9 protein-coding genes are annotated in these 14,313 nt (G+C 40.9%); 3 read left to right on the forward strand and 6 right to left on the reverse strand.

From position 1 onward, the window contains the following. Position 1: 1 nt before the first annotated feature. Both B2107_RS09100 and B2107_RS09105 read right to left on the reverse strand, forming a co-directional pair. Positions 2 to 2,461, reverse strand: a complete 2,460-nt coding sequence (locus B2107_RS09100; protein WP_293955205.1) for a glycoside hydrolase family 31 protein — start codon at positions 2,459 to 2,461, stop codon at positions 2 to 4. A 148-nt stretch (positions 2,462 to 2,609) separates the two neighbouring features. After that, complete coding sequence (locus B2107_RS09105) at positions 2,610 to 3,083, reverse strand: Dps family protein (protein ID WP_293955207.1); 474 nt, start codon at positions 3,081 to 3,083, stop codon at positions 2,610 to 2,612. Between the two features lie 203 nt (positions 3,084 to 3,286). On the opposite strand from B2107_RS09105, the gene B2107_RS09110 reads away from it, so the two are divergent. After that, positions 3,287 to 4,966 carry a pseudouridine synthase gene (locus B2107_RS09110; RefSeq protein ID WP_293955209.1) on the forward strand — a complete coding sequence of 560 codons (1,680 nt, stop codon included), beginning with the start codon at positions 3,287 to 3,289 and terminating at the stop codon, positions 4,964 to 4,966. 301 nt (positions 4,967 to 5,267) lie between these two features. Then, positions 5,268 to 7,865, forward strand: coding sequence for a DUF5686 family protein (locus tag B2107_RS09115; RefSeq protein WP_293955211.1), 2,598 nt, complete (start codon positions 5,268 to 5,270; stop codon positions 7,863 to 7,865). A 291-nt stretch (positions 7,866 to 8,156) separates the two neighbouring features. Here the strand turns inward: B2107_RS09115 and B2107_RS09120 are convergent, their stop codons facing one another. Both B2107_RS09120 and B2107_RS09125 read right to left on the reverse strand, forming a co-directional pair. Then, positions 8,157 to 9,836, reverse strand: a complete 1,680-nt coding sequence (locus B2107_RS09120; RefSeq protein WP_293955213.1) for a protein-disulfide reductase DsbD family protein — start codon at positions 9,834 to 9,836, stop codon at positions 8,157 to 8,159. A gap of 101 nt (positions 9,837 to 9,937) precedes the next feature. Next, on the reverse strand, positions 9,938 to 11,005 hold the full coding sequence (locus tag B2107_RS09125; RefSeq protein ID WP_293955215.1) for a PLP-dependent cysteine synthase family protein: 1,068 nt from the start codon (positions 11,003 to 11,005) through the stop codon (positions 9,938 to 9,940). A gap of 160 nt (positions 11,006 to 11,165) precedes the next feature. On the opposite strand from B2107_RS09125, the gene B2107_RS09130 reads away from it, so the two are divergent. Continuing rightward, positions 11,166 to 11,624, forward strand: coding sequence for an Lrp/AsnC family transcriptional regulator (locus B2107_RS09130; RefSeq protein WP_370877880.1), 459 nt, complete (start codon positions 11,166 to 11,168; stop codon positions 11,622 to 11,624). A 76-nt stretch (positions 11,625 to 11,700) separates the two neighbouring features. Here the strand turns inward: B2107_RS09130 and B2107_RS09135 are convergent, their stop codons facing one another. Together B2107_RS09135 and B2107_RS09140 are read right to left on the reverse strand one after the other, a co-directional pair. Next, the gene (locus tag B2107_RS09135; protein WP_293955217.1) at positions 11,701 to 13,377 is read right to left on the reverse strand and encodes a PNGase F N-terminal domain-containing protein; all 1,677 of its coding nucleotides are present in this window, start codon (positions 13,375 to 13,377) and stop codon (positions 11,701 to 11,703) included. 79 nt (positions 13,378 to 13,456) lie between these two features. Next, complete coding sequence (locus B2107_RS09140) at positions 13,457 to 14,311, reverse strand: UbiA-like polyprenyltransferase (protein WP_293955219.1); 855 nt, start codon at positions 14,309 to 14,311, stop codon at positions 13,457 to 13,459. Positions 14,312 to 14,313 lie beyond the last annotated feature (2 nt).

Consider the following 14,313-nt stretch of genomic DNA (forward strand, 5'->3'; position numbering starts at 1 on the left):
TTTAACCTTCTATCAATATATTATCAAATTCACGTGCGACATTAATCCAATATCGCCCCTTTTCATCTTGTTGTACTTTTGTTTCTATTCCATCCATCTTAACTTTCTTAATACGGAATGGCAAGCCAATTAATTGTAATTTATATTCTTCGTACCGCTCGGTAAACAAACCATCTCTACTTTGCTTGATCGATAAAGAATCGTTGAGCCCAGATACTGTGAAGCATTTTTCGAGATAAATATCCTGCTCATAGGCAAACGTGTCACCGTGATCCGAATACACATACGAACGCGTTACACCTTCGGCGTAGTAAACATTCAGCTGTAGTTCTTCAATTTTCTTTTCACCAGTATATTGCATCACTGGATATTCCGGAATCACAGATCCCCCACGAATGAAGATCGGCATTTCGTCGATCGGCGTAGCGACTGTATGTTCTTTACCCCCTGCATAAATTTCGTTGTTGAAATAATAATACCAGCAACCTTCCGGCAGATAAACAATTTTGCTCTTTTGTCCCGGTTGCAAGACCGGGGAGACCAATATCTTATCTCCAAAACAGAATTCTTCTTCACGCTCCCAGTTCGTTGGTATATGTTGTTCAACCATAGAAATTGGACGCAGTATCGGATAACCATATTTGGTTTGCTCCCAAAAACAGGTATAGATATACGGCAACAGCTGGTAACGAAGCTCGATAAACTTCCGGTTAATCTGCTCCCATTCCTCCCCAAAACTCCACGGTTCGCGATTCCGCGTATCGCCGGCGGAATGTACACGCATAAACGGTGAGAAAACACCAAATTGCATCCATCGCGTAAACAATTCTCCGTCTGGTTCGCCTGTAAATCCACCAATATCCGTCCCACAAAAGGACATTCCAGAAGTTGACAATCGCTGCAACTGTAGCGTCCCTAATTTGAGGTGTTCCCAACTAGCCAGGTTATCACCTGTCCAAACCGAGGAATAGCGTTGCGTTCCGGCATAAGCTGCCCGGGTAATGGTAAATGGGCGCTTATTTTTATACAACTTCTTTAAACCATCATACGTTGCGCGCACCATCTGCATACCATAAATATTATGTGCTTTACGATGCGACCCCCGATGTCCGTCGTATTGATGGCGTACATCATCTGGGAATGTCCCCCGACCAAAAACAGCCGGCTCATTCATATCGTTCCAGAAGCCCGCGACACCATCTTCCACGAGCCCCTGATACAAAGTACCCCACCATTGCCGAACTTCCGGATTGGTAAAATCAGGAAATTGACAGCGTCCCGGCCAAACAAATCCTTCCATAAAATAATCATCTCCTCGGCGACAGAAATACCGGTTCTCCTTTCCTTCTCTGAAAACCCAATAGTTCTCATCCACCTTAATTCCTGGATCGATCATCACTACGGTTTTAAAGCCATCATTTGCCAAATCACTAATCATACTTTTTGGATTTGGAAAATACTGCTTATTCCATGTAAAACAGCGATACCCTTCCATATAGTCGATATCAAGATAAATGGCATCACACGGAATCTGCCGCTTTCTAAATTCCTTAGCAACCTTACGTACATTGGCTTCCGGGTAATAACTCCAGCGACACTGATGATAACCGATTGCCCATAATGGTGGCAGATAATGTGTGCCAGTCAATGTATGATAACGACGGATAACATCGATAATATGCGGACCATGGATATAATAGTACTGAAGCTCCCCACCTTCCGACCAAAAGCTCGTTTTCCCCGGGTCTTCGGCAGCGAAATCAAAATATGTTTTAAACGTATTGTCAAAAAATATTCCGTAAGCTTCCCCATCTTTTAAACCAATATAAAACGGAATAGTTTTATAAAGTGGGTCCTGATTGTAAGCAAAAGCATAAGTATCTGAATTCCAGTTTTTAAGTCTTTTGCCCCGCAGATTCAATTTGGTGGCCTTATCACCCAGACCATAAAAAGCTTCATTTGCAAAGGCTACTTTAGTACTATACACATAATACCCGCCAAAATCTGGATTTTCCTCCCAATGCATTGGTGCCAAATCGGCATTAAACAGTTTCTCGGAACGATCTGAAAAAGAAATTAAAAAGTCATTTTTATTGATCTTACAGGAAATGGTATTCGTGTGTACTAGATAATGATCTATCTCTTCCTTACATTGATGTACGCTTACACGGTGGTCTTTCTTGGCTAATGCATAAGAAAAATCTTCCAAAAATGTTCCCTCGGGTGCGAGCCTTACCCGCACGATCTCGTCGGTTACAATCTTAATTTCTACCTTCGCTTTGCTGTCAGAGAAATAATAAGATTTATCATTCTGACTATGGTCAACTATAGCCTCTAGGTATTTTTTCTCAATTTTAGGTAGATCCAATACTGGATTATTTACATGATGCATACTCTCCAAAGTACCATCATTTTCCTCCTCATTTAGTGTGGTTTGATTTAGGTTGTCGTCTTCAAGCATAGTTGTAATATGTTAAAAATTTTCTGAAGGCTTAATTCCTCTTTAAGATAGAAAATTAATCCTATGTCGACAACAAAACACAAGAAAAATCCCGCTAATTTCTTGTAAGCAGGATTTTTTATACGAATTGTAGTTAAGTGACTACAACCTATTTTACAACATGTGCACGCAGCATCCAAGCCATTTTTTCATGCTTTTCCAGTAAACCAACCAAAAAATCCTCCGTACCATTGTCTGCGGTCTGTTCAACTGCCGCAAGATCGGCACGAATCGACATCGCAATCGCTTCATGATCAGCTAACAATTCCTTGTAATAAGAAAGGCTATCTGTCTTTTCGGAAGTAGACTCCGTTAAACGGGTCAACTTTAAATATTTGTCAAAGGTTCCAACGGCATAATGCCCCAGTGTACGCACACGCTCTGCAACCTCATCGATTACTTCCGCAAGCTCATCGTATTGCGATTCCAAAAATAGGTGAGCAGCATGAAAATCCGCACCCTCCACATTCCAATGCGCATTACGTGTCTTCATATAGACAACATGTTCATCTGCTAAAAGTACATTTAGCAACTTGGCGACTTTTTTCAAGTCGGCATCTTTAATTCCAATTGAAGTTTTCATTCTGTATATTCTTTTGTTAACTATATGTTTTAATTGCTTGATTAAATTTACCGAAAAATGCGATAAAAACAAAAAATACAGAAGCCAGATTCGAACAAATCATCGCGCCTCCTATCGACATAAAAAAACGATCAAGCGTTTATTTAAGACATAATGTTGTATTTTTGCCGAAATATTTATTTTGAGGAAAAGCCCCAGACCAAATGGAAAAAAATACTTATTTTCACACATTCAAACAGGATATTTCAACAATAGAACTTCCGGCACGATTTACCTTTCCGTTTTGTTATGAGCCACACCCTCTTGCCGAGATGGCGGCACAGGAACTTCAACATTACATTGAAAAGCAGAACGAATGGACGCACAATTTTGGATTGGATAGCACTGGAGAAGGACTACCCATTGGAAAAATGTTTGGCGTTTTGGTTGTTAAAGCCCAAGATGAACAACTTGGATATCTCGCCGCTGTTTCCGGCAAGTTGGCTGGAAGCAATAAAAACCAGCATTTTGTACCACCAATTTTCGATATGCTAGAAGATAACAGCTTTTTTCTAAACGAAGAAGTACATCTCAATGCACTGAACCGAAAAATTGAAAACCTCGAAACAAGTGCCGAGCTGGAAGATGCCAAGCGTAACCTTGACCTGTTAAAAAGTGAATGGGGGAAGTCACTTAATGCGCTTAAATCGAAATTAAGAGTGCAAAAGAAGAACCGAAAAGAAACACGCACCCTATTAAAACCTAGTTTATCGGATGCAGATTATGCATTACTCATGGAAGATATGCAGCGCCAGAGTTTAAAAGACAAACAACAGCTTCAACGCTTTCAGTATGAAATGCATATCGCCATGAAACAAGAGAGCGATCACCTGCAAGAACTGCTATCGACAATTGCCTCCCTTAAAGAAGAGCGAAAAATACGCTCGGGCAACCTCCAAAAACAACTTTTTGAACAATACAATTTTCTTAATGCAAAAGGGCAACGCAAAAATGTCGTGGATGTGTTCCAAGAATTTGACAACACAACGCCCCCAGCTGGGTCAGGGGAATGTGCCGCACCTAAGCTTTTGCAATATGCCTATGAAAACAAGATGACACCGGTCGCATTAGCCGAATTTTGGTGGGGCTGTTCCCCTGCCTCCGAAATACGCAGACACAAAAACTACTACCCTGCCTGCCGCAAAAAATGTGAACCAATTTTAGGATATATGCTCGAAGGCATGGTCGTAGACCCTAATCCCATGCAGCAGGAAACTACCTTGGCGATAGAACTTCCTCAAATTTACGAAGATGAAGATATCATCATTATCAATAAACCAGCTGAATTTCTGTCTGTACCTGGCATATATGTAAAGGATTCAGTCTACAATCGCGTTCTCCAACGCTATCCTGAAGCAGGTCCGATTATTATCCACCGCTTGGATATGTCCACATCCGGCTTGCTGATAGTTGCCAAAAACAAAGCTTCCCATAAATTCATTCAAGATCAATTTATACAGCACACCATCAAGAAAACATATATCGCTCTGCTCGATGGCACTATTGAAGCGAATTCGGGCTTAATCGATCTACCACTGCGCGTTGACTTAGCAGATAGGCCCCGACAAATGGTCTGCTATACCTACGGCAAACCGGCACAGACAAAATGGGAAAAAATGGCCGTCGAAAATAATAAGACAAGAGTTAGATTCTATCCGCTGACAGGCCGAACCCACCAACTTCGCATGCATGCTGTGCACCCAAAGGGATTAAACACGCCTATCGTCGGAGACGATCTGTATGGCAGAAAAGCCAATAGACTACATTTGCACGCCGCTTCTATTACTTTTATTCACCCCAGTTCAAAGCAAGAAATGACCTTCGAAATTGACCCAGATTTTTAACAGTACTGACTATATCGTTACAAAAGTCAATAAATAAGACGGCAGAAAATCATCGCCAAGTCAAAATCCAGTATTAAAATTAGTGCCTTAAATCAATAATTCGATATAAACGATTAGTAAACAATATTTTACACCAAAAAAGCACGCAACTAGTTACTGCTATTATATTACAATAAAATTTTAATTATTCTTAATTTTTTATTTCCTTTGTTCACTGATTTTTTGATTTTAATACCTATAAAGTCAAAAATAAAGTTGGAACAAGAAAACAATTTTGAATTTTCAAGATTATAGCAATATAATGAGAGCTAACATAGACGCAAAGACCTTCATAACTAAACTCTTTTTTTCGATAACACTCGTGCTAACGGTATCTTTGGCCCTTGCCCAAAATAAAACTGTTACCGGTATCGTTAAAGATGCAAAGACCAAGAGTCCTATACCTTACGCGACCGTCGCTGTAGTAGGTGCTCCAGCTTCTGCCGGAACCACGACATCGACCAACGCCAATGGTGAATTTAAACTTGTCTTTCCAATATCTTATGTAAAAATTAGAGCAAGCTATATTGGGTACGATAGCAAAGACGCTTTTGTAACGAATGATGCAACGCAAACAAAAGAGATTTTAATGGATCAGCAGGACAATATGCTGGAAGAAGTTGTTGTCAAGGCCAAAAAGAAAAAATATAGCAACAAAGATAATCCTGCCGTTGCACTGATCCGAAAAGTCATTGAGAATAAGGAAAAAAATAGACTTGCAGGGCAGCAATATGCGCAATATGACCAGTATGAAAAAATGTCCTTAGGATTAAGTAATCTTTCGGAAAAATTTGTCAATAAAAAGATCTTCAAAAACTATCAATTTCTCTTTGAAACAGACGATTCGGCTAAAACGGCCAACAAATATGTCTTGCCAGCTTTCATCGAGGAAAAGATCTCAAAGGTCTATTATCGTAAAGATCCAAGCAAAACTAAACAGTATATTCTAGGGGATCAGCGCGCACAATTTGATCCTAAATTTATTGATAACGATGGTTTGTCAGCTTACTTCAATAAACTTTATGAACAAGTCGATATTTATGATAACAACATCTCCCTGGTTACTAATCAGTTTTTGAGTCCAATTGCCAATTCAGCCCCCACTTTTTATAAGTTTTTCATTACGGATACCATAAAGACTGTACAACCCTGGGTAGTCGAATTAAGCTTTTTTCCACGCAACAAAGCAGATATGTTGTTCAAAGGCCAACTCTATGTGACATTGGATGGCAATTATGCTGTTCAGGGCGCCAACATGACGGTTGCTGATGATATCAACTTAAATTTCGTGCGTGATCTTCAGATACAACTTAAATTTGAGAAAGATAGCAAAAGCCGCTTCTACTTAAAAACGAGTACACTGGGTATCGATTTTTCGTTAACGGAGAAGGGTATGGGAATCCGCGGCAGCCGGACAGTGGATTACAACAATTATAAAGTAGGCATACAACAACCTGACAGTATCTATGATGGTCCGTCAACGGTAATCGCCTATAATGTTGAAAACAAGAAAGCAACAAAGACTTTATTTGAAACACAGCGCCCACTTGCCCTGGCGCAAAACGAATTGAATATCTATCATAACATTGATACCTTACAAAAGATTCCTTCATTCCGTACATTCATGGACATCGCCGCGCTGGTACTTTCCGGTTACAAACAGGCGGGCCCGGTTGAAATCGGCCCTGTGAATACGTTCTATAGTTTCAATCCCGTAGAAGGTTTCCGTTTGCGTATCGGTGGCCGTACCACAGAATCGCTAAGCAAGCGTTTCTATGCGGAAACTTATGCTGCTTATGGGTTTAAAGACCAGAAATGGAAATATTTTTTCAGTGGAACCTATGCGTTCAATAACAAATCTGTCTACTCTTTTCCTATGCACTACATCAGGGCATCTTATAAAAAAGACACCAAAATCCCTGGGCAAAAGCTCGAGTTTATTCAAGAAGACAACTTTTTGCTCTCTTTCAAACGCGGGGATAATGATCGATATATCTATGAGACAAATTATGGTTTAGAGTACAAAAAAGAATTTTTAAATCACGTGGCAGTTGGAGCGGCTTTCAATATTAACAGACAAACGCCAGCCGGAAGCTTAACCTACCAAATGATTGATGCCAATAACGAGAGCAGATTATTTAACGAATTGAATTCAACAGAATTGTCCGTTAATTTCAGATATGCCCCTCACGAAGAGTTTTATCAAGGAAAGATTTATAGAACACCTATTTTCAATCAATACCCGATCTTTACATTCAACTATACCGCGGGAATTAAAGGCCTGGCTAAAGGTGAGTATAATTACCACAACTTCAATGTAAGCGCATTCAAGCGCTTCTATTTTAGTCAATTTGGATTTGCAGACGTCACAGCTGAGGGGAATTATATCGCAGGAAAAGAAATTCCATTCCCTTTCTTAACAATTCACCGCGCCAACCAGACTTATGCCTATCAATTGAATTCTTATAACCTGATGAACTTCCTTGAGTTTGTCAGTGACCATAACGCATCATTAAATGTACAGTACTACATGAATGGTTTTCTTTTGAATAAGATTCCGTTGATCAAAAGACTTAAATTACGCGAGGTATTCAGTTTCAAGGGGGTATATGGCGGATTGCGCAAAGAAAACAATCCTGACGACCCTAATTATGGTTCAAAAGTATTTACCTGGCAGCACAATTCGGATGGTGTACAAAGCTCTTACACCTTCGGATCACAACCTTATATGGAAGCCAGTATCGGTCTTTCCAACATTTTCAAAATATTGCGCGTAGACTACGTAAAACGGCTTAATTATCTTGATCATGTCGATGCACCTGCTTGGGGAATCCGTGCTCGTGTCAGATTTGACTTCTAATAGTTTACATAATCTATCGTACACAAAGAAGCCTTATCCATTTGCATGGACAAGGCTTCTTTTTTTGACCAAAGATTACATCACCTAAACCTAGCAGAACCGCCCCATTTCTCTATAAACGACGGGGTGAAGATTGGTACCCGCTCGGTAACGTATTCCAATACCGCATACCTATTCTACTGTTCACATTCCGAAATAGCCCCTAACCAGCCACTTTTTAATCAACACTAACAATAAAAAATCCCCCTTGCCTGTGACAACAAGGAGGACAAAATTAGAATATGACGAGGGTTAGTTTTTTTGTTTAAAGGCATCTAAGCCACCTTGAAGGAAAGCTTTATACTCCTCTACATCATAGTTGGCTCCACTTTGAGGCACCAGCTTTTTGCCCGTTGGATCAACAATTACATACAGCGGTTGCGAATTGCTATCGAATGTAGCTGCTTGAAAATCGCTGTTCTTCTTACCGATGGTATTAATTTTTTTACCACTGTATTTCGAAACAAATTGTTCGTTTGTAGCCAATGCTGTTTTATCGTCAACGAAAAGTTCGGCCATAACAAACTCTTCCTTCAACAATTTGCCCACCGCTTTGTCCGTCCAAACATTCGCTTCCATTTTACGACAATTGACACAGTTCCAACCCGTAAAATCAATTAATACCGGCTTATTTAATTCTTTAGCCGTCGCTAATGCCTGTTCATAATCATAATACGGATCAAAGCCCTTCGGGGTCCCCCTCTCATGAAAGATTTCAGCGTATTTTTTAATTTTCCCGTCCGAATGCGCAGCCGTCGTGCTTACACCAGAAGACAAATCAAAGTCTTGTGTCGCCGATGGTGGTAAAAAAGCAGAAATCGATTTTAAAGGCGCACCCCACAAACCTGGCACCATATACACCACAAAAGAAAATACAACAATAGCCAAAATAGTCCGCGGAACCGATAGGAATTTCAGATCACTGTCGTGGGAGAATTTGATCTTACCAATTAAATATAAGCCCATCAGCGCAAAGATAGCAATCCAGAGCGACAGAAACACCTCTCTATCCAACCAATTCCAGTGGTAAGCTAAATCGACATTGGATAAAAATTTTAACGCTAAAGCGAGTTCCAAAAACCCCAGCACCACTTTTACACTGTTCAACCAACCACCCGATTTCGGTAAGGATTTAAGCATAGAAGGAAACATGGCGAACAAACCAAACGGAATCGCCAAGGCAATAGAGAATCCCAGCATACCAATCGCTGGTCCTAGCCTTTCGCCCTTCGAGGCGGCCTCCACCAGCAGGGTGCCTATAATCGGTCCTGTACAGGAAAATGAGACCAGAGACAAGCTGAAAGCCATAAAGAATAAGCCCACTAAACCACCTTTGTCTGATTTTGCATCCATTTTATTGACAAACGAACTTGGTAATGTAATTTCAAATGCGCCAAAAAAAGAAGCCGCAAACCCTACCAATAGTACAAAGAAGATGAAATTGAAGATACCGTCGGTCGAAAGCGCATTGAGGGCATCTGAGCCAAATGAGATCGTGATGAGCATCCCCAAAGCCACATAGATCACTATAATAAACAAACCGTATAATAGGGCTTTACTGATCCCATTTGCACGACTTCCCGACTGTTTGGTAAAATAACTCACTGTCAAAGGCAGCATAGGAAAAATACACGGCATCAATAACGCCGCAAAACCGCCTACTAGTCCCGCTATGAAAATACTCCACAACGACTTTTTGCCTTCGGCAGCGGGCTTGGCCGCTGCTGCACCCTCCATTGTGGTCGGCTTATTTGCATCTGCCTGGACTGAAGCAGTATCCGGGGATTCTTCAAAAGATAATGAGTCGGGACTTATGCTGCCGTCCGTAAATTCGATTCCTTCCATCGAATTTGTTGTGTCAGACTGTGCAAACATACCAAGCGGCACAATCAGGAACAACAAGAGGATAAATAGTTTGAAATTGACTTTCATGTTGTATTATTCTTAGGTATTAAATTGGTTTTTCAGCAATGAAACCCGAGGAGCTAGAGACTCCCCGAGTTAACTATAAACATATGAAACTAAATCTTTTTTTAAGCACCAAATACTGGATTTGGCAATCTGCAGATTGGTTGAAAACCTGAAAAATCTATATCCGTAGAAAGGTATCCATCTTTTACAGGTTCCTCTTTCACTAAATCAGTACTGAGGTATTTTTTATTGTCATCACATAGCAGGGTCACGACAACTGCTTCATCGCCCAGCTCACGCTGTAATTTAATCGCTCCGATCACATTTGCACCTGAGGAGATTCCAACAGCCAGTCCCAATTGGCGCGATAACTTCTGCGCCATGATAATGGCATCGCCATCGTTGGCACAAACAACAGCATCAAGTTCATTTAGATCCACAATCGCTGGGATAAACTCATCCGAAATTCCCTGGATACGGTGCGATCCAACCTTATGCCCTGTGGTTAATGTCGGACTTTCTGCGGGCTCCAATGGATGAACGCGGACATTTGGATTGACCTTTCTTAAGCTACGGCCTACCCCCATAACCGTACCACCCGTTCCTACACCAGCAACGAAAGCATCCGCCACCAAGCCTTGCTCTTCCAGCTGCTTCACAATCTCGTAACCTGTGGTTTTCTCATGTGCCTCAGCATTATATTGATTTTCGAATTGTCTTGGCAGAAAAACTCCACCTTTTGAAGCAAGCTCCTCACTTAAACGGATACTACCTAAAAAGCCTCCTTCTTCTTTGCTTATCAGCTGAATATCGGCACCCATACTGCGGATAATATCAGTACGCTCCTTACTCAGCCAGTTTGGCATAATAATCTTTACTTGATGACCAAGCGCCTTACCGATTGCTGAAAACGCAATCCCGGTGTTCCCACTTGTCGCTTCAATCACCACATCACTGGGGCGGATTTGACAATTCATATACGCTTTATACAAAATATACAGCGCCATCCTATCCTTTATGCTGCCCGTTAGATTGTAGTTTTCACATTTTACGAAAATTCGCCCTGGTTTACCGCCATAAGTATACTGCAATTCCAACATAGGCGTATTACCTACCAATCTCCACAGATGTTTGAATCTCCTGTCCAACGTAGGCGACAAACACGCGCTTAATAATTCTTGTTCAGCCATTTTTAATAAATGATTATTGTGTTGCAAAATTGACTATTGACAAGATAATATTCAATATATAACTTTAATTTCGATAAAAATTAAGTAAAACTACATTGAGAACAGTAAATAATACAGAACAATAGTGTATTTTTACAGCAGTACCGAAAATATTCAGATTATGGAATTAGATGAAATCGATGTAAAATTATTACGTCTTCTACAACAGGATGCATCACTGAGCAACAAAGCGCTATCTTTTGAACTCAATAAATCTATCGCAGCCGTTCACGAACGCGTTCGAAAACTCAAGCGTTTAGGCTATATTAAGAAAACGGTCGCTATTTTAGACCGTCATAAGATTGGTATTGGGCTGATTTCATTTTCTCAGGTCTTTCTTAAAGCACATACATTTGAAGTGTTGAATGAATTCGAAAAAGAAGTAGCTAAATTTCCCGAGGTGATGGAATGCTACCAAATGGCGGGTTCTTACGACTTTATGTTGCGTATCGCCACCAAAGATATGGATGCCTACCATATTTTTTTGCGACATCGTCTGGCGGTATTACCTCAAGTGAACACCGTACAGACCTACTTTGTATTATCGGAAACTAAAAGCGAGACCGCTTATCCTCTTTAATCCTTGTAATAAAAATGAGGGAATATCGCTGTCATGTATCCCCATACGATGGCACATGACAGCGATGAAAAAATCATTAATCGAATAACAAAGTACCCGTTACATTCCAGCTACTAAAACTCGTTCCTTCAGGAGCTCCTTGTGGAATCTGTACCTGCATCGTGTGGTCGCCCGCTTTTAAATCGCCCAAGTCGATGTAAATGGGTGGCGTTAAGGTACCCGGACACCAATTGGAACGGCTCAGATCAGAGGAAGACAAGCCGGAAGCAAAATTGCCTGAAGCTGGATTAAACAATCGATAAGACCCGCAATCGTTGCGCCAAGGTGTATATTTAAAAAGCAGCGAATCGTTGAGGAAAATACGGTTTTCCTTAGGCACAAATTCATCACCGTTACCCCAGCCCCCATGACCAGTGGTAATATAGCGTAATTGCACATTTTTAGCATCTTGGTCCAAATGAAAGGATACTCTCAAGCCCTTCTCCTCATCGAACATAGATCCATACTCCTGACCTCCCATTTCCATGACATTGGTCGTCGTAAATAAAGACATCGTCTTTTTCAGATTGCCCTGTGACGCAGCATCGAAGCCAGGATGTATCGTCAACTCAACGCTCACTTCATGTCCCTCTTTATCATAGTTACCAATAAAGGCCCCCACATAAACCTCCTGTCCGCTCAGCATACCTGCTAATTCAGATACATCTTGACGGTACAGGACCGAGTCCTGCCAAACCTTATCCTTTAACTGAAGATAGTTAAATTGCTTAACACCAAAGGGTGTAAAGAAACGCATCAATTCCACAATGGGTTCAAACGAAGCTGTTTTCACAACACCTTGATAAGCTTTACCATTTCCATTCTCATACTTCGGCAGGGTGCCCACGCCATTTTTCATCCCATCCAAAAAGCTCTGCGCTTTATTGGTCGGGATGATAAAAACTGAACCGGTGCGATCATAGGCATCACCTTTTGATTGTTCCACCAACTGCACAAATACATTGTCACTGGTCTTTATTTTTGGGATTCTCACCTTTTTCACCAACACAGTTCCATTGGCAAAACGCAAAATAGAATCCGACTTTACATCATCTGAAAAACGTATGCGTTCCTTCCGAAAAACAGGTATTTGGACAAAACGATTCTTCCAGATCAGATCTTTATAAGCGAGTTCATCGTACAATTTTTCATTTCCTTTTAGCCGCAGTTGATCCGGTATCGTCTTTACTTTTTCCACTTTGGTGGCAAAAGTCCGTGTATTCCCATTACGGATTACCTCAAGTACCAAACCAAGGTTCTGACCAAGTTCCGTCGGCGCACCCTTTACCCCTAATTTATCCGTGTACCAAACTTCTATTTTATTGGAATTGATGCTGGTCTCAACTTTTTTGCACGGATAGCCCAAGATCGTTTTAGTCACGTCTGTCGTGTTAAATTTTTGCTTCGAAAGCGCGAGTGAATCTTTGGTTAAAATGATTGACCCGTCTTTGAGTTTAGCAATTTTAAGTAAGGCATTACCTCCGGAACGCTCAACGACAACCCGTTCGTAGGGTGCTTGCAACAGTCCCTGCATTTCTTTCTCTGAACTGACGAACGTCTCTTTCTCGTTTGCATAAACCAGAATGGCATTCTGATGGGCAGCTGCATTTCCATTGAAACTTTGGTTATATTGAATCACATAAGTCGGCCGCTTTTGTGCCCGTGATGTTAATGAAATACCTAAAATCGCGGCAAAAAGAATACTTTTCTTCATATCATGTGTGTTGGTTTAGACGCAAAAATAATAAAGGCTTTAGGAATTCCTAAAGCCTTTATTATTTTTGCTAAAACGTTTATTTGATCAGCCAGATATCCAAGAGATAGAAAACCGCAAAAATCACGGAGGCATAACCGTTGGTTGTCATAAAGTCCCGATTAACCCGACTTAAATTAGTCGATGAAAACAGGGTATGCTGGTAAATCAGCAAGGCACCGTAAAAGACCACCCCTAAATAATAAATCCAGCCCACGGGCATCAGAAATGCGGGTATTAAAATAAAAATAAAAGAAAACACATGTAGGCATTCCGAAACGCGCATGGCACCTTTCGTCCCTAACCAAACCGGTATAGAATTGAGCTGGTTTTCCCGATCAAACATTTCATCCTGCAGTGCATATATAATATCAAATCCACTTACCCAGGTCAGCACGGCAAAGCCATAAAGCACTGGCACTGTTGCAAACTGCCCGGTAATCACCATATAGGCGCCTATTGGCGCCAATCCCAGCCCAGCCCCCAACACAAGGTGACATAACGGTGTTATACGCTTCGTGTAAGAATAGAAAAGTACCACAAAAAGCGCTACTGGCGACAGCATAAAACAGAGAGAATTAATAAAATACGTCGCCCCTATAAAAATGAGGCAATTTACAAGTGTAAAGACCAGCGCATTATTCGCTGAAATCTTTCCTGAAGGAATATCACGCATGGCCGTCCTTGGATTTATCGCATCAATATCTCTATCCAGATAGCGATTGAACGCCATAGCGGCATTACGAGCCGTTACCATGCATACAAGCATCAGTACTAATAATTTCCACGAAAAGGCATATTCCGTTGTATGCAATGCCAAAAAAAAGCCGATAAAGGCAAATGGCAATGCAAATACACTGTGGGCGAATAAAACTAAAGACAAATATTTTTTCATCC

This window comes from Sphingobacterium sp. UBA7855 (assembly GCA_002500745.1).
GTDB lineage: Bacteria > Bacteroidota > Bacteroidia > Sphingobacteriales > Sphingobacteriaceae > Sphingobacterium.

What these genes read in the sequence shown, in the direction of transcription:
- B2107_RS09120 (WP_293955213.1), bottom strand. Translation starts at nt 9,836, where the DNA reads ATGAAAGTCAATTTCAAACTATTTATCCTCTTGTTGTTCCTGATTGTG.
- B2107_RS09100 (WP_293955205.1), bottom strand. Translation starts at nt 2,461, where the DNA reads ATGCTTGAAGACGACAACCTAAATCAAACCACACTAAATGAGGAGGAA.
- B2107_RS09130 (WP_370877880.1), top strand. Translation starts at nt 11,166, where the DNA reads ATGGAATTAGATGAAATCGATGTAAAATTATTACGTCTTCTACAACAG.
- B2107_RS09125 (WP_293955215.1), bottom strand. Translation starts at nt 11,005, where the DNA reads ATGGCTGAACAAGAATTATTAAGCGCGTGTTTGTCGCCTACGTTGGAC.
- B2107_RS09135 (WP_293955217.1), bottom strand. Translation starts at nt 13,377, where the DNA reads ATGAAGAAAAGTATTCTTTTTGCCGCGATTTTAGGTATTTCATTAACA.
- B2107_RS09110 (WP_293955209.1), top strand. Translation starts at nt 3,287, where the DNA reads ATGGAAAAAAATACTTATTTTCACACATTCAAACAGGATATTTCAACA.
- B2107_RS09140 (WP_293955219.1), bottom strand. Translation starts at nt 14,311, where the DNA reads ATGAAAAAATATTTGTCTTTAGTTTTATTCGCCCACAGTGTATTTGCA.
- B2107_RS09105 (WP_293955207.1), bottom strand. Translation starts at nt 3,083, where the DNA reads ATGAAAACTTCAATTGGAATTAAAGATGCCGACTTGAAAAAAGTCGCC.
- B2107_RS09115 (WP_293955211.1), top strand. Translation starts at nt 5,268, where the DNA reads ATGAGAGCTAACATAGACGCAAAGACCTTCATAACTAAACTCTTTTTT.